Source organism: Terrabacter sp. P2_E3 (assembly GCF_056403915.1).
The window spans coordinates 55626-73836 of sequence record NZ_JBFUEN010000008.1; the positions used below are offsets into that span (position 1 = coordinate 55626).

At 72.4% G+C, this 18211-nt stretch carries 16 protein-coding genes and 1 pseudogene; 5 read left to right on the forward strand and 12 right to left on the reverse strand.

What is annotated here, in order from left to right; all coding sequences use genetic code 11:
* Positions 1 to 2: 2 nt before the first annotated feature.
* Both pepN and htpX read right to left on the reverse strand, forming a co-directional pair.
* Positions 3 to 2501, reverse strand: coding sequence for an aminopeptidase N (gene pepN, locus AC1DW8_RS11605; RefSeq protein ID WP_056826343.1), 2499 nt, complete (start codon positions 2499 to 2501; stop codon positions 3 to 5).
* A gap of 72 nt (positions 2502 to 2573) precedes the next feature.
* The gene (gene htpX / locus AC1DW8_RS11610) at positions 2574 to 3449 is read right to left on the reverse strand and encodes a zinc metalloprotease HtpX (protein ID WP_056826345.1); all 876 of its coding nucleotides are present in this window, start codon (positions 3447 to 3449) and stop codon (positions 2574 to 2576) included.
* Positions 3450 to 3643: 194 nt separating this feature from the next.
* On the opposite strand from htpX, the gene AC1DW8_RS11615 reads away from it, so the two are divergent.
* Positions 3644 to 4261: a hypothetical protein gene (locus tag AC1DW8_RS11615; protein WP_235508695.1), complete on the forward strand. Its 618-nt coding sequence runs from the start codon at positions 3644 to 3646 to the stop codon at positions 4259 to 4261.
* Positions 4262 to 4454: 193 nt separating this feature from the next.
* Here the strand turns inward: AC1DW8_RS11615 and AC1DW8_RS11620 are convergent.
* The 10 genes and pseudogenes from AC1DW8_RS11620 to AC1DW8_RS11665 all read right to left on the reverse strand — a co-directional run.
* Positions 4455 to 5831: pseudogene (locus AC1DW8_RS11620) on the reverse strand (NADH-quinone oxidoreductase subunit N); the annotation flags it as partial.
* On the reverse strand, positions 5828 to 7333 hold the full coding sequence (locus AC1DW8_RS11625; protein WP_056781456.1) for a complex I subunit 4 family protein: 1506 nt from the start codon (positions 7331 to 7333) through the stop codon (positions 5828 to 5830). The gene AC1DW8_RS11625 and the pseudogene AC1DW8_RS11620, both read right to left, overlap by 4 nt.
* The gene (locus tag AC1DW8_RS11630) at positions 7324 to 9237 is read right to left on the reverse strand and encodes an NADH-quinone oxidoreductase subunit 5 family protein (protein WP_478094142.1); all 1914 of its coding nucleotides are present in this window, start codon (positions 9235 to 9237) and stop codon (positions 7324 to 7326) included. The genes AC1DW8_RS11625 and AC1DW8_RS11630 overlap by 10 nt, the downstream gene beginning before the upstream one ends.
* Positions 9234 to 9716 (reverse strand): NADH-quinone oxidoreductase subunit NuoK, encoded by a 483-nt coding sequence (gene nuoK / locus AC1DW8_RS11635; RefSeq protein ID WP_478094144.1) that lies wholly within the window; start codon positions 9714 to 9716, stop codon positions 9234 to 9236. The genes AC1DW8_RS11630 and nuoK overlap by 4 nt, the downstream gene beginning before the upstream one ends.
* Entirely contained in the window at positions 9713 to 10288 is a 576-nt protein-coding gene (locus AC1DW8_RS11640; RefSeq protein WP_478094146.1) for an NADH-quinone oxidoreductase subunit J family protein, read from the reverse strand. The genes nuoK and AC1DW8_RS11640 overlap by 4 nt, the downstream gene beginning before the upstream one ends.
* Positions 10285 to 11136: a NuoI/complex I 23 kDa subunit family protein gene (locus AC1DW8_RS11645; protein WP_478094148.1), complete on the reverse strand. Its 852-nt coding sequence runs from the start codon at positions 11134 to 11136 to the stop codon at positions 10285 to 10287. The genes AC1DW8_RS11640 and AC1DW8_RS11645 overlap by 4 nt, the downstream gene beginning before the upstream one ends.
* Before the next feature lie 27 nt (positions 11137 to 11163).
* Complete coding sequence (nuoH, locus tag AC1DW8_RS11650; RefSeq protein WP_478094150.1) at positions 11164 to 12132, reverse strand: NADH-quinone oxidoreductase subunit NuoH; 969 nt, start codon at positions 12130 to 12132, stop codon at positions 11164 to 11166.
* Positions 12129 to 12656: an NADH-quinone oxidoreductase subunit C gene (locus AC1DW8_RS11655; protein WP_056781474.1), complete on the reverse strand. Its 528-nt coding sequence runs from the start codon at positions 12654 to 12656 to the stop codon at positions 12129 to 12131. The genes nuoH and AC1DW8_RS11655 overlap by 4 nt, the downstream gene beginning before the upstream one ends.
* Positions 12653 to 13300 (reverse strand): NADH-quinone oxidoreductase subunit B, encoded by a 648-nt coding sequence (locus AC1DW8_RS11660; protein WP_156415711.1) that lies wholly within the window; start codon positions 13298 to 13300, stop codon positions 12653 to 12655. The genes AC1DW8_RS11655 and AC1DW8_RS11660 overlap by 4 nt, the downstream gene beginning before the upstream one ends.
* A complete protein-coding gene (locus AC1DW8_RS11665; protein ID WP_056781480.1) occupies positions 13300 to 13659 on the reverse strand; it encodes an NADH-quinone oxidoreductase subunit A in 360 nt (119 codons plus the stop codon). Before AC1DW8_RS11665 ends, AC1DW8_RS11660 begins: the two co-directional genes overlap by 1 nt.
* Positions 13660 to 13732: 73 nt before the next feature.
* On the opposite strand from AC1DW8_RS11665, the gene AC1DW8_RS11670 reads away from it, so the two are divergent.
* The 4 genes from AC1DW8_RS11670 (at position 13733) to rarD (ending at position 18179) form a co-directional block, all read left to right on the forward strand.
* Positions 13733 to 14128, forward strand: a complete 396-nt coding sequence (locus AC1DW8_RS11670; RefSeq protein WP_478094153.1) for a hypothetical protein — start codon at positions 13733 to 13735, stop codon at positions 14126 to 14128.
* Positions 14129 to 14197: 69 nt separating this feature from the next.
* Positions 14198 to 16096 (forward strand): 2-oxoacid:acceptor oxidoreductase subunit alpha, encoded by a 1899-nt coding sequence (locus tag AC1DW8_RS11675; protein ID WP_478094155.1) that lies wholly within the window; start codon positions 14198 to 14200, stop codon positions 16094 to 16096.
* Positions 16093 to 17181 (forward strand): 2-oxoacid:ferredoxin oxidoreductase subunit beta, encoded by a 1089-nt coding sequence (locus tag AC1DW8_RS11680; protein ID WP_478094157.1) that lies wholly within the window; start codon positions 16093 to 16095, stop codon positions 17179 to 17181. Before AC1DW8_RS11675 ends, AC1DW8_RS11680 begins: the two co-directional genes overlap by 4 nt.
* The gene (rarD, locus tag AC1DW8_RS11685) at positions 17178 to 18179 is read left to right on the forward strand and encodes an EamA family transporter RarD (RefSeq protein ID WP_082620096.1); all 1002 of its coding nucleotides are present in this window, start codon (positions 17178 to 17180) and stop codon (positions 18177 to 18179) included. Before AC1DW8_RS11680 ends, rarD begins: the two co-directional genes overlap by 4 nt.
* The last annotated feature ends 32 nt before the right edge of the window (positions 18180 to 18211 follow it).

The window sequence follows — 18211 nt, forward strand, 5'->3', positions numbered from 1 at the left end:
GGTCAGACGGCCGCGCCGAACGTCGCCCGCGACGCGAGGGCCTCACGCAGCTCGGCGTCGGCGTCGACGAGAGAGCGGTGGACCGCGGGGGTGAGGTCGTCACGCGCGATGGCCGCGGCGCTGAGCCGTGCCGTCTCGTCGTCGAAGACCCGCGGGAAGGCGACGAGGACGACGCGCGACAGGGCGTCCTCCCCGACCCAGGCCGACATCGCCGGGACGTCCGTGAAGTAGCGCGGCACGTAGTCGGCGACGAGGGCCGCGCCGGGCGCGACCCAGAAGCCGCGCGCGAGATGGACCATCTCGTAGTTGGAGCGGCCCTCGCGGCCGGTCAGCTGCTCCCACGCCCAGGCCTTGGCCTCCGCATCGGGCAGGCTCGCCCGGCACATCAGCGCGTTGAGGCCGCCCTGGAGGGTGTCGTCCTTGGCGCGGAACGCCTCCACCTCCGAGACCCCGATCAGCCCGCGCGCCGCGAGGTTGCGCACGACGATCCAGCGGAAGTCACCGTCGTCCTCGAGTCCGGCCGGCAGACCCTGACCGTCGGCCCACGCGCGCAGCAGGGCCTCGTCGTCGCTCGTGCCGGCGACGAGGCGGGCCGCGGCGAGCGACTCGGTCGTGCCGGCCGTGGCCCGCTCGAGCAGCCCCACCGCAGCCCGGTTGAGACGGGCCATGGCCGCCTCCTGCGACTCGCGCGGCACGAAGTACGGCACGATCCGGTGCTCGGCGTAGGCCGCGACCCGGGTCAGGATCGAGGAGTTCGCCTCGAGCGGCCACGCGGCGTCGAAGACGTCGAGGAAGGCCTCGGGCGAGACCGTCGCGCCGTGCACGCCGTCGATGAGCGCGGACCACACGACGGCGCGGGCCTGCTCGTCGGGGATCTGGCCGAGCTGGGACGGCAGCGCGGCCACGGTGGCGTCGGACAGGCGTACGCGAGCCCACGTCAGGTCGGACGCGTTGGGCACGACGACGGCGGGCTCCGGGGTCCCCTCGAGCCCGGCGAGGGTGGTCTCGGGTCCGGTGACGGTGGCCATGACACGACCGAGCTCGCGTCCGTCGGTCCACCCCGCGACGTCGAAGGCGTGCGGGCGGTCGGCCGGCCGGTCCGCCGGCGCCTCGCGGCGCACGACGGCCGACTCGACGACGCCTGCCTGCTCCTCGACGTCGACCGAGATCGTGTCGCGGTCGGCCGTCAGCAGCCAGGCCCGCGACCAGGCCTCGAGGTCCTTGCCGCTCGCGGTCTCGATCGCGGCGAGGAAGTCGGCGAGCGTGCCGTTGCCGTAGGACTTGTCGTTCAGGTAGGCGCGGACGCCGGCGATGAACTGGTCGTCACCGACGTACGCGATGAGCTGGCGCAGCGTGGCCGCGCCCTTGGCGTACGAGATGCCGTCGAAGTTCTGCAGCGCGCTCTGCGCGTCGAGCGCCTCGACGCCGGCGACGGGGTGGGTCGACGGGGAGCGCTCGGCGCCGTAGCCCCACACCTTGCGCACGATCGAGGAGTCGACCCACGCGTCGGTGTACTCGGTGGCGTCGACGAGGCACCGGTGCGACATGTACTCGGCGAACGACTCGTTGAGCCAGAGGTCGTCCCACCACTTCATCGTCACGATGTCGCCGAACCACATGTGCGACATCTCGTGGCTGACGGTGTTGGCCCGGGTCAGCAGCTCGTCGCGCGTCGCTGCACCGCGGTAGAGGTACTGGTCGCGGAAGGTCACGCAGCCGGGGTTCTCCATCGCGCCGGCGTTGAACTCCGGCACGAAGACCTGGTGGTACTCGCCGAACGGGTAGCGGATGCCGAAGAGCCCGTGGAAGTAGTCGAACGACCGCTTCGTCACGTCGAAGAGCTCGGCCGCGTGCCGCTCGAGCGGCTCGCGCAGCGAGGCCCGCGCGTGGAGGCCCAGGGGTATGCCGTCGTGCTCGTCGTGGACGGAGACGTACGGTCCCGCGCACACGGTCATGAAGTACGTCGCGAGCGGCTTCGTCGTGGCGAGGCTCCACGTGCCGGCGCCCGCCTCGGAGGCGGCGCCGTTGCCGATGACCGTCCAGTCGAGGGGCGCGTGGACCATGACGTCGTAGGGCGCCTTGAGGTCGGGCTGGTCGAAGCAGGCGTAGACGCTCGGCGCGGCGTCGAGGAAGAGGTGGCCGTAGACGTAGTCGAGGTCGTCGGCGGGGTCGGTGGCCCGGTGCAGCCCCTGCCCGTCGTGGCTGTAGGCCATGGTCGCGGCCACGACGAGCTCGTTGTCGGCGGCCAGTCCCGCCAGTGGGAGGCGGCCGTCGACGACGCCGGCCGGGTCGAGCGACTCGCCGTTGAGCGAGATCGTCTCGACCGAGCGGGCCTTGAGGTCGATCCACGAGTCCGCGCCGGGCTCGGCGCACGTGAACCGGACGCTGGTGCGCGAGCCGAAGACCTCCGACCCCTGGTCGAGGTCGAGCTCGACGGCATACGACGTGACGGTGATCAGCGAGGATCGCTCGCGGGCTTCGGCCAGGGTGAGACTGCGCATAGGGGCGAGCCTGCCAGATCGACGGGCCCGCCGTCGCCGGGGTTGCCCCCTCGTCGTGTCGACCCCGCCCGGTCAGCGGTGGAGCGGACCGCCGGCCATGCTCTCGAGGCGCGCGATGCGCTGGTCCATCGGCGGGTGCGTCGAGAGGAACCGGGTGACGTCCTGCGCCCGGAAGGGGCTCGCGATCATCATGTGGCTCGCGTTGACGATGTCCTGGGAGGGTGCGAGCGGTGCGCGGGCGACGCCGGACTCGAGCTTGCGCAGGGCAGAGGCGAGAGCGAGCGGGTCACCGGTCAGCTTCGCGCCGTCCTCGTCGGCGTCGTACTCGCGGGTGCGGCTGATCGCCATCTGGATCATCATCGCGGCCATCGGCGCGAGCAGGCTCATCGCGAGCAGCGCGAACGGGTTGGGGCGGTCCTCGTCGGAGCCACCGCCGCCGAAGATGCTCGAGAACATCAGCATCTGGCCGATCGAGGTGATGACGCCGGCAACCGCGGCGGCGACCGAGCTGGTGAGGATGTCGCGGTTGTAGACGTGCATGAGCTCGTGACCGAGCACGCCGCGCAGCTCGCGCTCGTCGAGCAGGCCGAGGATGCCCTCGGTGCAGCAGACCGCGGCGTTCGACGGGTTGCGGCCCGTCGCGAAGGCGTTCGGCGCCTGGGTGGGGCTGATGTAGAGGCGCGGCATCGGCTTGCCGGCTGCCGTCGAGAGCTCGCGCACGATGCGGTACATCGCCGGCGCCTGCGCCTCGGAGACCGGGTAGGCGTGCATGGCCCGGATCGCGAGCTTGTCGCTGTTCCAGTAGCCGTAGAACGTCATCGCGACGCCGATCAGCGCGAAGAACCAGATGAAGCGCCCGCCACCGACGAGCGCGCCGATCCCGAGCAGCAGGGCCCAGATGCCGCCGAAGAGCGCGGCCGTCTTGAGCCCGTTGAAGTGGTTGTGCATGTCGGGTGAACGAGCGGCCTGGAGCGCGTGTTCCCACTGTGAATCCCCTGAGAGGTGACTGGGATCCACCTCGACGACCTCTGTGACCCAGATCTCGGTCAGACATCGTTGAACCGGCAACTTATCTACTACATGCGGTAGTAGTTTGGCGGTGTTGGGGAAACCGACATCCCATCCGATGAAAGAAGCACATGATGCGCAAGACACTCGACCGGCTGATCTCGTGGACGGGCCTCATCATGGCCGTCGTGCTGGCGGTGGCCGGCGCGCTCCTGATCTACGCGAGCAGCTTCGTCGCCAACAACGTCAAGGAGCAGCTGAGCCAGCAGAACATCACGATGCCGGCCGCCGCCGCGCTCGAGACCCAGGACCAGAAGGACGCCCTGCTGCAGTACGCCGGCCAGAAGATGGAGAACGGCGCCCAGGCCAAGGCCTTCGCCGACCACTACATCCTCGTGCACATGAACACCCAGGCGAACAACAAGACGTACTCGGAGGTGTCCGCCGAGTACATGTTGGCCGTCAAGGACCCGAACGCGGACCCGGCCCAGGTCACGGCCCTCGGCGACCTCCGCCAGAGCCTCTTCATGGGCAACACGCTCCGGGGCCTGCTGCTCAACGCCTACGCCTTCGGCACCATGGGCACGATCGCCCTCTGGGCCGGCATCGCCTCCTTCGTCGGAGCGGCCCTGCTGCTCGTGCTCTCGCTGCTCGGCCTGCGCCACGCCAAGACGGTCGAGGACGAGGCGACCGGTCTCGCGAAGCCGACCGAGCCCACGGGCGACGCCCGGGCGGTGCCCCAGACCGCCTGACCGCTCCACCGCTGACGACGACGAGGATGGCCGACGCGAGGACGAGCCCGGCGACCATGACCGGTCGCCGACGCGCGACAGCCACCGGGGCGGGGCCCGGGCCTTCCGAGCCCGCGGCACCGGCCACCACGTCGGGGGCGGTGATCACGGCACGCAGCCAGCGCAGGTAGACGGCGACGCCGATGACGGCGTTGACCGCCGCGACGACCGCGAGCCAGACCCAGCCCTCGGCGACGACCGGCCGCAGGGCCGTGATCTTGCCGACGAGGCCGATGATGCCGGGCGGCAGTCCCGCGAGCGAGGTCAGCGCCAGGGCGAGCGCGCCGGCCCGCCACGGGCTGCGCTGCCACAGACCCTCGTAGGCCGCGATGGACCGCCCCTCCCCGGGCCGGTCGCGCAGGGTGACCGCGACGACGGCGAAGGCGACGAGCGTCGCGACGACGTAGGTGAGCAGGTAGGTGGCGCTGGCGCCGACGCCGAGCGCGGAGATGCTGACGAGCGGCAGCACGACCCACCCGGCCTGCGCGACCGTCGACCACGCGAGCAGGCGCACGACGTCGTCCTGGCGCAGCGCCATGAGGTTGCCGAGCGTCATGCTCAGTGAGGCGAGCAGCGCGATCGACACCAGGGCGGGCGTCCCGAGAGCGGCGACCGCGCGGAGCACGACGAGCAGTGCCGCGAGCGCCGCGATCTTGGAGACCGTCGCGAGGAACGTCGCGACGGGCACCGACGAGCCGGCGTATGCCGTGGGCGTCCACGCGTGGAACGGCACGAGCGAGAGCTTGAAGCCGACCCCTGCGACGACGAGGACCGTCGCCAGCGCGACGACGCCTCCCGAGACCGACGGGAAGACGACGGACGTCGGGGCGCCCGACGCGGCCGAGAACGCGCCACCGGAGGACAGCGCGGCGTCCGGGGTCAGGAACGGGCTCCCCGTCGCGGCGAACCAGAGGGCGACGCCGAGCACGAGCAGGGCGAAGGACACGAGGGACGTCACGAGCAGCTGGGTGGCGCCGGCCACGGCCGACCGGCGCCCGGAGAGGGCGACGAGCGCGATGACGGGCAGGGTCGCGAGCTCGAGGGCGACGAGCCACGTGCCGACGTCGCGGCTCGCTGCCACGACGATCGTGCCGGCGAGGGCCGCGAGGAGCAGCACGGCCTCGACCGGCTCACGGGTGCTGTCGGTCGGGCGCCGACGGCGGGTGCGGGGCCAGGCCAGGGCGATGCAGACGAGGGCAGAGACGGCGGCTGCGAGCTGGAGGGTGCTGCCGAGCGCGTCGGCCTGCCACAGGCAGACCTGCGGCAGGCCGTCGACGCCGGCCGCCGTGGCGCCACCCGTGGCCTGTCCGGTCCGACCGGTCAGGCAGAACGTCTCGCGCGTCGACCCACCGCCGAGCGCGAGCCCGGGCACCGTGGCCACGGCGGACCCGAGCGCAACCAGGGCGGCGACGGCATAAGGCACCTGGCGCAGGCGCGGGTTGACGAGATCGAGCACGAGCACGAGCACGAGCCCGGCGACCGGCAGGATCGCCGGAAGCAGGATGCTGTAGTCGATGGCGAGGCCCTTCACGGCGAGACCCCCAGTCCGGAGAGCAGGCCGGACGTCGCGGCGTCCGAGAGGCCGAGCAGCAGGTGCGGGAGCAGGCCGAGCGTGATGATGACGACGACGAGCGTCATGACGACCGCCCAACGGGCGCCACGGGCGTCCGCCACGGGCTCGGCCGCAGCCCCCTGCGCGGCGTCGCTGCCCTCACCCGCCCAGACGATGCGGGCGACCCGGAGCGCGTAGGCCGCCGCCAGCGCGAGCCCCACGGCACCGAGCACGACGCAGACGCGCAGGAGCGCGACGGGCCGGTCGGGCGCGGGCGACCACGCGGCGTACAACGCGAGGAACTCACCCCAGAAGCTGACGAGGCCCGGGAGCCCGAGCGCGGCCGCCAGGCCGACGACGAGGGCGAGGCCGAAGCGGGGAGCCTTGTCACGCAGGGCGGCCCGGGCGACGTGGAGGTCGGAGGACCCCCACTGCTCCTTGAGGTCGCCGACGATGAAGAAGAGGAGGGCCGCGACGACGCCGTGGGCGATGTTGCCGAAGAGCGCCGCCTGCAGTCCCGTCTCGCTGCCCGAGGCGATGGCGAGGGCGACGAAACCCATGTGCGCGACCGAGCTGTAGGCGATGAGGCGCTTGAGGTCGCGCTCGACGAGGCAGGCGAGCCCTCCCCAGAGGATGCCGACGACGCCGAGGATCGCGAGGACCGGACTCAGCTGCGCGACTCCTGCGGGCACGGTGCCGACCGCGAGCCGGACGATGCCGTAGGTGCCCATCTTGAGCAGGACGGCGGCGAGGAGCACCGAGCCGGCGGTGGGGGCGATGGTGTGCGCCGAGGGCAGCCACGTGTGCAGCGGCCACAGGGGCACCTTGATGCCGAGCCCGAGGAGCAGGATCGCGGCGATCGCGACCTGGAGCGGCCGGGACAGCCCGGCTCCGTGGCGCTCGGCGAGGACCGTGAGGTCGCTCGTGCCCTGGTGGTGGACGAGGAAGAGGATGCCGACGAGCATCAGCGTCGAGCCGAGCACCGTGAAGAGCACGAAGCGGCCGGCGGCGTCGGCGCGGGTCTCGTCGCGCACGTGGTCGTCGCCGAAGCGGCGGACGAGCACCCACATCGGCACGAGGACGACCTCGAAGGCGATGAAGAAGAGGATCGCGTCGCGCGCCATGAACGTGGCGAGCGCCCCCGCCTCGACGAGCAGGATGCAGCCGAGGAAGGTCGACCCGGTGCCGCCCTTGGGGATCGGCCCGGACAGGGCGTGCGCGACGACGGCGACGGTGAGCAGCGCGGTGAGGAGCACGAGGGCCGCCGAGATCCCGTCGACGCCGAAGTGCCACCGGACGCCGAGCGAGCGGATCCACGGCACGTCCACCTCGTGGCGGCCCCACACGACGACGACGGCGAGCACCGCCGTGACGACGGTGGATCCGAGCGCGATGCCGCGCTCGACGGTGGACTCGCCGGGGATCGCGATGAGCGCGATCGCCGCGAGGAGCGGCAGCAGGAGCACGAGGGTCAGCGCCATGCGGCCACCCCCAGGACGGCGACGACCACGACGCCGACGAGCAGGCTGAGCAGCGACAGCGAGGGCACGGCGCGATGGCTCCGCTCCCCCGCCCGGCCGGCGGCCCGGGCGACGACGGCGGTCGCCCGCGGGTAGGCGTCGACGACGTCACGGTCCAGCGCCACGACGAGACGCGCGACCGCGGTGACCGCCCGGCCGAAGCCGACGTATGCCGTGTCGACGCCGAAGCCGCGCACCGCCGGCTCTCGGACGCGGCTGGGGACCCGGTCGGCGACGTCGAGCCGGCCGCGGTCGCTGAGGGACCACACGGCATACGCGGCGCCGGCGACGAGCAGGACGGACAGCAGGGCGCTGAGCAGCCCGACGTGCACGCCACCGCGGAGGCTCGAGAGGAAGAGGGTGCCGACGACGGTGAGGGCGGCCAGGACGGACACGACGAGCGCGGCCGGGAGCGTGATGGGGGCGTGGCCGTGGGCGTGGACGCGCTCGACCTCGGCGTCGTCGGCGCTGTCGGTGGTGGTCACGACGGCGACGTCCTCCTCGGCGACGACGGCGGGCTCGACGTCGGGCAGCCGGCCCGTCGCGGCCACGGGGGTGTCGAGCAGCAGCCAGGCGCGGGTGCAGTAGGCCGCCGTGAGGACGACGGTGACGAAGAGGGCGACGACGACGAGCCAGGCGCGGAAACCGCCACCACCCGTCGCGCCCTCGAGCGCGGCGTCGATGACGGTGTCCTTGGTGAAGAAGCCGATGAGCGGCGGTACGCCGGCGAGGGCGGCGAGGCCGATCCCCATCGACCAGCGCAAGGCGCCGGTCGGACGCAGTCGACCGCGCAGGGCGGCGACGGCGGTCGCGCCGGCGAGCACCGAGAGCCAGCCGGCCCCGAGGAAGAGCAGCGCCTTGAAGAAGGCGTGGCCGACGAGGTGCGCGATGCCGGCACCGGGCCCGAGCTCGGCCGGTGCCGCGGCGAGCGCCGAGAGCATGATCGCGATCTGGCTCAGGGTCGAGTAGGCGAGCATCCGCTTGAGGTCGGTCTGCACGAGCGCGAGCAGGGCGGCGTAGACCATGGTCACGGCTGTCAGGACGGCGAGCAGGGTGCGCGCGCCGTCGTCCCCGGCGTAGAGCGAGAAGAGGCGGGCGATGACGTACGTGCCGGCTGCGACCATCGTCGCCGCGTGGATGAGGGCCGACGCCGGGGTCGGGCCCTCCATGGCGTCGGGGAGCCAGTCGTGGAACGGCACGAGACCCGACTTGCCGGCCACACCGATGACGATGCCGACGAGACCGATCGTGAGCAGCGTGCCGTCCCCGCCGGCCGTGAGCACGGCCATGAGGTCGGTCGACCGGGCCCGCACCGAGAGCGCGACGATGCCCACGACCATGGCGATGTCGGCCACGCGGGTGACGATGAAGGCCTTGTAGGCCGCTCGCCTCGCCGCCGCACGCTCGCTGTCGTGGCCGATGAGCAGCCACGAGCACCAGCCCATGACCTCCCAGCCGACGAGCATGAGCACGAGGTCGCCCGACTGGACGAGGAGCAGCATGCCGGCCGCGAAGAGCGAGACGGTCGCGGCGAACTGGCCGTAGCGGGGGTCGTCGCGGAGGTACCACGCGGTGAAGACCTGGATGCCGAGGACGACGAGGGCGACGACGAACGCCACGAGGCCCGAGACACGGTCGGAGAGCAGGTGCAGCGGCACGGAGAGGTCGCCGAGCGGGAGACTGCCGATCGACTCGATGTCGGCCGTGCGCGACGGTGCGACCCACTGGATGAGCCCGAGCACCGCGACGTAGGCCGACACCGACACGGCGACGGCCGCCGCGAGCCCGCGCCGGCGCCGCGTCAGCAGCCCCACGAGGGCGGCCAGCGCCGGGAGCACGATGATCATCCGAACGATCCAGCTCATGCGACGCCCTCCCCCGCTGCCGCCGGCTCACGCGTCGCGTCGTGCGGGTGGCCGTCCCGGTCCTCGGCGCGCGGGTCCTCGGCGTCGTCGGCGTCGTCGGCGTCGCCGGTGTCGTCGGCGTCCCCGGTGTCGCCGGTGTCGGCCCCGTAGCCGTCGCCGGCGTCGTCCGGCCCGTCGGTGAGGTCGGGAACCGCCGTGAGGTCGATGTGCCCCGTGCGGCGGAACATCACGAGGATGATCGCGAGCGCCACCGTGATCTCGGCGGCGGCTATCGTGATGACGAAGAGGGTGAGCACCGGACCGGCCGAGAGCGGCGCGCCCGGGCGGGACCCCGCCGTGACGAGCAGCAGGTTCGCGGCGTTGAGGATGAGCTCGACACCGATGAGGACGAGCACGGCGTTGCGGCGTGCGAGGACCCCGTAGACGCCGATGCCGGCCAGGAGCGCCGACAGGGCGGCCGGCAGCGAGAGGTGGATCATCCGCGACCGTCCGCCCGTGCTCCCGACGGGACGGTGGCCGGCCGGCGCGCGCCGTGGCCGCCGTCGCGGTGCAGGACCAGACGCGACACGGCGAAGGCGCCGATGAGCGCGACGAGGAGGAGCACCGAGAGCAGCTCGAAGGGCCAGACCCACGTGCCGAAGACCGCCTGTGCCACCTGCGGCGTGGTCGTCGTCGGGGTGTCGAGGTCGGCGGTCGCGCCGGAGAAGAGCGGGAGCAGGAGCGAGGCGAGCAGTGCGGTCGTCGCGGCGCCGAGGAGGGCGCCGGCGAGGCGCTGCCACCACGGGGTGTCGATCTCGGCGTGGGGACCGATCGGCGCACGGGTCAGCATGAGCGCGAAGAGGACGAGCACGACGATGGCGCCGACGTAGACGAGCAGCTGGACGAGGCCGACGAGCTCCTGCCCGAGGACGAGGTAGGCACCCGCGAGTGAGCCGAGCGACACGAGCAGCCACAAGGCGGCGTGGACGACCTGCTTCGTCGTCACCGACAGCAGCGCCGACAGCGCCGTCACGGCGCCGACCGCGGTGAAGACGATGTCGCGGGTCGTCACTCGCTCCCCTCCTCGTCGGTCGACACCGTCGGCAGGACCTGGGTCGAGTCTCCTTGTGCCGCAGCCTGGTCCGCGGCCCGCTCGGCCTCGGCACCGTCGGCGGGCGGGAGGACCGAGGTCTGCTCGGCAGCCGGAAGGCTCTCGGTGGGCTCAGCGGCGGGCAGCGCGGCCGTCCGCTCGACCGCCGGCATGACCCGGGTCTGCTCGGCCGCCGGCTGAGCCGCCGGCTCGGGCGCGGCGAGCGGCGGCGGGGTCGTGGTCTCCCGGCGCACCCGCGTCGGTCGGGCCGCGGCCCCGGCACCGCGCGTACCTGCAGCGGCAGCGGCTGCTCCGGCGGACCCCCGGGCGGGCTTCGCCGCGGCCGTGACCTCGGCAGGGTCGGCACTGCCCGGGTCGAGAGCGGGCGGCGCCGGGACGGTGGCCATCCACGCGCCGAGGCGGTCCTTCTCGTGGAGCAGGTCGCGGATGTCGGTCTCGGCGTACTCGAACTCGGGGCTCCAGTGCAGCGCGTCGAAGGGGCAGACCTCGATGCAGATGCCGCAGTACATGCAGAGCGAGAAGTCGATGGCGAAGCGGTCGAGGACGTTGCGCTGGCGGGCGCGGCCGCCGGGGGTCGTCGGCGGCAGCTCCTCCTTGTGCGAGTCGATGTAGATGCACCAGTCGGGGCACTCGCGCGCGCAGAGCATGCACGAGGTGCAGTTCTCCTCGGTCAGCGCGATGACGCCGCGTGACCGGGGCGGCAGCGCGGGTGAGACGTCGGGGTATTCGGCCGTGTGCGTGTGCCGGGTCAGCGACTTCGCCGTCGTCGCGAGTCCCTTGACGAGCCCCGGAATGATCCCGTCAGCCATGTCGCTCCACCCTCGATCGGTCGTCGGTCACGGGAAGACCACCACCCCGACGGCGGTCAGGGCGAGCTGGACGAGCGCCATCGGCACGAGCCACACCCAGGCGAGGCGCTGGAGCTGGTCCTCGCGCATGCGCGGCCACGACACGCGGAGCCAGATGACGACGACCGCGACGAGGAAGCCCTTGAGCACGGTCCACACCCAGCCGAGCCACTGCTCGAACGGCCCTGCCCAGCCGCCGAGGTAGAGCACCGCGAAGAGCAGCGACATGACGACGATGCCGGCGTACTCGGCGAGCAGGAAGAAGGCGAACCGCAGGCCGGTGTACTCGGTGAAGGCGCCGAAGACGATCTCGGAGTCGGCGAGCGGCATGTCGAACGGCGGGCGCTGCAGCTCGGCGAGGGCCGCGACGAGGAAGACGACGGCGCCGGGCAGCTGCCAGAGCAGCCACCACGGGTTCCACGCCTCGGCGATGGAGACGAGCGACAGGCTCCCGGCGGCGAGGGCGACCGACGCGACCGCGAGGACCATCGGCAGCTCGTAGGACACGAGCTGCGCGGCGGCGCGCATCGCCCCGAGCAGGGAGTACTTGTTGGCCGAGGCCCACCCGGCCATGAGCGTGCCGATGACGCCGACACCGATCACGGCGAGCACGAGCACGACGCTCGCGTCGACGTCGGCCCCGACGACCCGTGGCGAGAGGGGGATGACGGCGAGCGCCACGAGGTAGGGGATGAGCGCGACGAAGGGGGCGAGCCGGAAGACCCAGCGGTCGGCCCGGGCCGGAGTGATGTCCTCCTTCTGGACGAACTTCACCCCGTCGGCGACGAGCTGGGCCCACCCGTGGAAGCCACCGGCATACATCGGCCCGAGGCGACCCTGCATGTGCGCCATGACCTTGTGCTCGGTCTGGCCGACGAGCAGCGGCAGCACGAGGAAGGCGGCGAGCACCGCGACGGCGCGCAGCACGACCTCGAGCCAGGGAGCGAGGTCGCTCATCGCGGCCCCCACTCGGGTCCGGGCACGCCGGGCGCCTGGACGCGCCGGCGGCCGGGTGCGCGGGCGGAGTCGTGGCCCTCGCCGGGCTCCTTGGCACCGGGCCAGGCCTTGCTGGCGCGAGCCGCGAGGACGAAGGACTTGCGCAGCGGCGTGCCCTCGAAGCCGTCCGGCAGCAGGAGCGGGCGCAGGCCGAGGCCGCTGCCGTCGTCGAAGCCGTCGAAGTCGATGCCGAACATCTCGTGGGTCTCGCGCTCGTGCCACGCCGCGCCCCGGAAGATCCCCGTCAACGACGGGACCGGCAGACCCCCGGTGACGCGAGTGCGCAGCAGCACCGACCTCAGCGCGCCCGGCGTGCGGGTGTCGAGCAGGTGGCAGACGACGTCGAAGCCCGCGTCGTCGCCCTCGCGGTCGGTCTCGTCGACGGCCGTCAGCCAGTCGAAGTACGCGTAGCCCTCCTCACGGAGCGAGAGCACCGTGCTCGACCACTCCCCGAAGGGCACGTCGCGCACGTCGGTGACCTTCACCGGCCGTCCTCCCCCGGCTTCGCGCCACGGCGCAGGAGGGGACGGCGGAGGTCGCCGGCGCTGCCGACGCGGGTGCCGGCATACCTGCCCTTGAGCTTCTGCGTCGACAGGCGCTCGGCGGCGATCTGCTCCTGGAGGCGGATGATGCCGTGCAGCAGCGCCTCGGGGCGCGGCGGGCAGCCGGGGACGTAGACGTCGACGGGCACGATCTGGTCGACGCCCTTCGTCACGGAGTAGGAGTCCCAGTAGGGGCCGCCGGAGTTGGAGCAGGCGCCGAAGGAGATGACGTACTTCGGCTCGGGCATCTGGTCGTAGAGGCGGCGGATCGCCGGGGCCATCTTGTCGGTGACGGTGCCCGAGACGACCATGAGGTCGGCCTGGCGCGGGCCCGGCGCGAAGGGGATGACGCCGAGGCGGATGAAGTCGTGACGACCCATCGAGGCCGCGATGAACTCGATGGCGCAGCAGGCGAGCCCGAAGTTGAAGACCCAGAGGGAGTAGCGGCGGCCCCAGTTGAGGACGACCTTGATCGGCTTGGGCGCGTGGGCGCCGAGGACGCCCATCGACGCCGGTCCGATGGTCGGCATCGGCAGGCTGACCGGCTGGCTCGCCGACTGGCCGGGCTGGCTCGGCGGCTGATCCATCACACCCACCTCAGCAGACCGCGGCGGCCCGCGTGGGCCAGGCCGAGCACGATGACGCCGATGAAGATGCCCATCTCGACGAGGCTCGCGCGGCCGAGGTCGGCGTCGCGGATGACGGTCGCCCACGGGAAGAGGTAGACCGCGTCGACGGCGAAGACGACGTAGAGGAAGGAGAAGACGAAGTAGCGGACCTTCGTCTGCGCCCAGCCCTCGCCGACCGGGTCGACACCGGACTCGTACGTCGCCAGCTTGGCCGCGTGGGGTGCGCGCGGGGCGAGGAGCCGTCGCACGAGCATCGCCGCCGTGACGAGCAGGACGCCCGCCCCCAGCACCGCTGCGACGGCCACGTACCCGGACATGACGGCCAGCCTATCCATGCCGGTACGCGAGTGGCACGGAGTGGTCAGCCGCATCCGGGCTACCCTGCGGCGCATGGTCGACAGGGGTGGACAAGACCGGGTGGGCTCGCCGCACGAGGCGACGACCCAGGTGCCCGACGACGTGCCCGACGACGCGCCGCTCGACGTGACGGACCCGGGCGTGGACCCGGACGTGGACCCCGGCCTGGACCCCGGCCTGGACCCGGGCGTCGACCCGGGCGTCGACCAGCTCGGCTGGGACGCCACCGCCCTCGTCGTGGCGCACGTGGTCCTCGCCCTCGGCATCGGGGCGGCGGTCGGCGCCGTCGGGGGGGCGCTACCTCCGCGGTCGGCACGTCCCGGTGGGCGCCTCGGTGCGTTGACCGCGGCTCACCCTGTGTCGGCACCGCGTCGACCCGCGTCGTCCACGTTGTGGCAGGTGCACGATCTGAGGCCCGACGAGACATAGCATGGAAAGTGCCCGCCGCACAGGGCCCCGGGCAGTGAATCGTATGGAAGTTCGAGGACGTCGCAGAGCATGAGCGCCAAACTGGTCCAGAAGCTCGATCGCGTGGTCATCCGATTCGCCGGGGACTCCGGCGACGGCATGCAGCTCACCGGAGACCGCTTCACGTCGCAGACCGCACTGCTCGGCAACGACCTGTCGACGCTGCCGAACTTCCCCGCCGAGATCCGGGCGCCCCAAGGCACGCTGCCCGGCGTCTCGAGCTTCCAGCTGCACTTCGCCGACCACAACGTGCTGACGCCGGGTGACGCCCCCGACGTCCTCGTCGCGATGAACCCCGCCGCCCTCAAGGCCAACCTGCGCGACCTGCCGCGGGGCGCAGCGATCATCGTCAACACCGACGAGTTCACCAAGCGCAACCTCTCCAAGGTCGGCTACGTCGAGAACCCGCTCGACGACGGCTCGCTCGACAGCTACGACGTGCACCCGGTGGCCCTGACCTCGATCGCCGTCGAGGCCCTCGTGTCCTTCACCGACCTGACCCGCAAGGAGAAGGAGCGCGCGAAGAACATGTTCGCGCTCGGCCTGCTCTCGTGGCTCTACACCCGGCCCATGGACGGCACCGAGGCGTTCCTCAAGGCGAAGTTCGCCGACAAGCCCGAGATCCTCGAGGCCAACCTCGCCGCCCTGCGCGCGGGCTTCAACTACGGCGAGACCACCGAGGACTTCGCGGTCGCCTACGAGGTGGCCCCGGCCGCGATGCCGGCGGGCACCTACCGCAACGTCACCGGCAACGTCGCGCTGTCGCTCGGCCTCGTGGCCGCTGCGCACCGCGCACACCTGCCGCTCTTCCTCGGGAGCTACCCGATCACGCCGGCCTCCGACATCCTCCACACGCTCGCCGGGCTCAAGCGCTACGGCGTCGCGACGATGCAGGCCGAGGACGAGATCGCCGGTGTCGGCGCCGCCCTCGGTGCCAGCTTCGGCGGCGCGCTCGGTGTGACGACGACGTCGGGGCCCGGCCTCGCGCTCAAGGCCGAGACGATCGGCCTCGCCGTGTCGCTCGAGCTGCCGCTCATCGTCTGCGACATCCAGCGCGGTGGCCCCTCGACCGGCCTGCCGACCAAGACCGAGCAGGCCGACCTGCTCCAGGCGCTCTTCGGCCGCAACGGCGAGTCGCCGGTGGCCGTCGTCGCACCCGCGACGCCGGCCGACTGCTTCGACGTCGCCGTCGAGGCCGTGCGCATCGCGACGACCTACCGCACGCCCGTCATCGTGCTGTCCGACGGCTACCTCGCCAACGGCTCCGAGCCGTGGCGGCTGCCCCGCGCGGCCGACCTGCCCGACATCGCCGTGGAGTTCGCGACCGAGCCCAACGCCGTGGACGACAAGGGCCAGCCGACCTTCCACCCCTACCTCCGCGACCCCGAGACGCTCGCCCGGCCGTGGGCGATCCCGGGCACACCGGGCCTCGAGCACCGGGTCGGGGGCATCGAGAAGGCGGACGTCACGGGCAACATCTCCTACGACCCCGACAACCACGACCACATGACGCGCCTGCGTCAGGCCAAGATCGACGGGATCGCCGACACCATCGAGCCGCTCGTCGTCGACGACCCGACCGACGACGCCGACGTCCTCGTCCTCGGCTGGGGCTCGACCTTCGGCCCCATCGCCGCGGGCGTCCGCCTGGCGCGGGCCACCGGAGCCCGCGTCGCCCAGGCGCACCTGCGCCACCTCAACCCCTTCCCCGCCAACACGGGCGACGTGCTCCGCTCCTACCAGCGCGTCATCGTGCCCGAGATGAACCTCGGCCAGCTCGCGATGCTGCTGCGGGCGAAGTACCTCGTCGACATCGAGTCGCACACCTCGGTGCGCGGCCTGCCGTTCCAGGCGGGCGAGCTCGCCGACGTCATCGCCACCGCGGTGGCGTCCGTCTCGGACGTGCCCCTGAAGGAGGCCGCCAAGTGACCACCGACCTGGGTATGCCGTCCAGCGGGCCAGGCGCCCCCGGTGCCCACGGCACCGCCGGCGTCCCACGCCTCACCGACGGCACCGCGCTGACGAAGAAGGACTTCACGTCCGACCAGGAGGTGCGCTGGTGCCCCGGGTGCGGGGACTACGCGATCCTCGCCGCCGTGCAGGGCTTCCTCCCCGAGCTCGGGCTCAAGCGCGAGAACATCGTCTTCGTCTCGGGCATCGGGTGCAGCTCGCGCTTCCCCTACTACCTCGACACCTACGGCATGCACTCGATCCACGGCCGTGCCCCGGCCATCGCGACCGGCCTCGCGGCGACGCGAGAGGACCTCTCGGTCTGGGTCGTCACCGGCGACGGCGACGCCCTGTCGATCGGTGGCAACCACCTCATCCACGCCCTGCGCCGCAACGTCAACCTCAAGATCCTGCTCTTCAACAACGAGATCTACGGCCTGACCAAGGGGCAGTACTCCCCCACCTCGCACGTCGGCCAGGTGACGAAGTCGACGCCGCTGGGCTCGCTCGACACGCCCTTCAACCCCGTGTCGCTCGCGCTCGGCGCCGAGGCGAGCTTCGTGGCCCGCACGATGGACTCCGACCGCCAGCACCTGACGTCGGTGCTGCGTGCCGCGGCCGAGCACCGTGGGTCGGCGCTCGTCGAGATCTACCAGAACTGCCCGATCTTCAACGACGGCGTCTTCGACGTGCTCAAGGACCGCACCGAGGCGGCCGCCCGCATCCTGCACCTCGCCGACGGCGAGGAGGTCGGCACCGCCGAGACGGTCGTCGTGCGTGACGACCGCGGGTCGCTCGCCGTCGTGCCGCGCGCCGGGGCCGACCCGGCCCGCATCGTGCGCCACGACGAGTCGGCCCACGACCCGTCCGCGGCGTTCGCGCTCTCGCGGCTCGACAGCCCCGACCTCGGGCACGTCCCGATGGGGATCTTCCGCAACGTCCAGCGCCCGACCTACGACGACTCGCTGCGCGAGCAGATCGCCTCGGCCCGCACGGGTGAGGTCACGGACGCCGACATCGACGCCCTGCTCGCCGGTCGGGACACCTGGACCGTGGGGGCGTGACCGCGCGAGAGACCGCTCCGTCCCTCGCGCCGAGCGAGTCCGGCACGCGCGGGACGGGGTCGACGGCACCCCACGGCGAGGTCGGGCGGGGCACCCTGCTCGGCTTCGCGGCCTACGGCCTCTGGGGGCTCTTCCCGCTCTACTTCGACGCGCTCAAACCCGCCGGGCCGTGGGAGATCCTCGCCCACCGCATCCTCTGGACGCTGCTCTTCTGCGTCGTCGTGCTGCTCGTCGTGCGCGACCTCGGCTGGATCAGGCCGCTGCTGCGTCGGCCGCGGCTGCTCGCCGGCACCGCGGTGGCGGCGGTGCTCATCGCGGTCAACTGGGTCGTCTACGTCGCGGCCGTGACGTCGGGCAACACGTCCGAGGCCGCGCTCGGCTACTTCCTCAACCCCCTCGTCACGGTCGCCCTCGGCGTCGTCGTGCTCGGTGAGCGCCTCCGCGTCCTCCAGTGGGTGGCCGTCGGCATCGGTGTCGTCGCGGGCGTCTACCTCGGCGTCTCCGGCGGACGCGTGCCGTGGGTGGCCCTGACGCTGGCGGTGTCCTTCGCGCTCTACGGGCTGACGAAGAAGAAGGTCGGTGTCAGCCTCGACGCCATCCACGGGCTCACGGTCGAGACCGTCGTGCTCGCCCCCGTCGCCGTCGTGCTGCTGCTCGTCGTCGGCGCGCAGGGCGGCCTCGAGTTCGGCCTGCACGGTGGCGTGCACACGTCGCTGCTCGTCCTCTCCGGGCTGGTCACCGCGGTGCCGCTGCTGTGTTTCGCCGCCGCGGCGCGCCGTATCCCGCTCGTGTCGATCGGGCTCATCCAGTTCATCACCCCGGTCATGCAGCTGCTCTGCGCGGTGGTCCTGCTCGACGAGCACATGCCGTCCGAGCGGTGGATCGGCTTCGGCATCGTCTGGCTCGCGCTCGTCGTCCTCACCGTCGACTCGCTCCTCAGCCTGCGTGGCGCCCGGGCCGCGCGGCGCGACCTGCCCGTCGACGACTGCCCGCGCTGAGGAGCCATTCGTCGCACCCGCGGTGACAGACT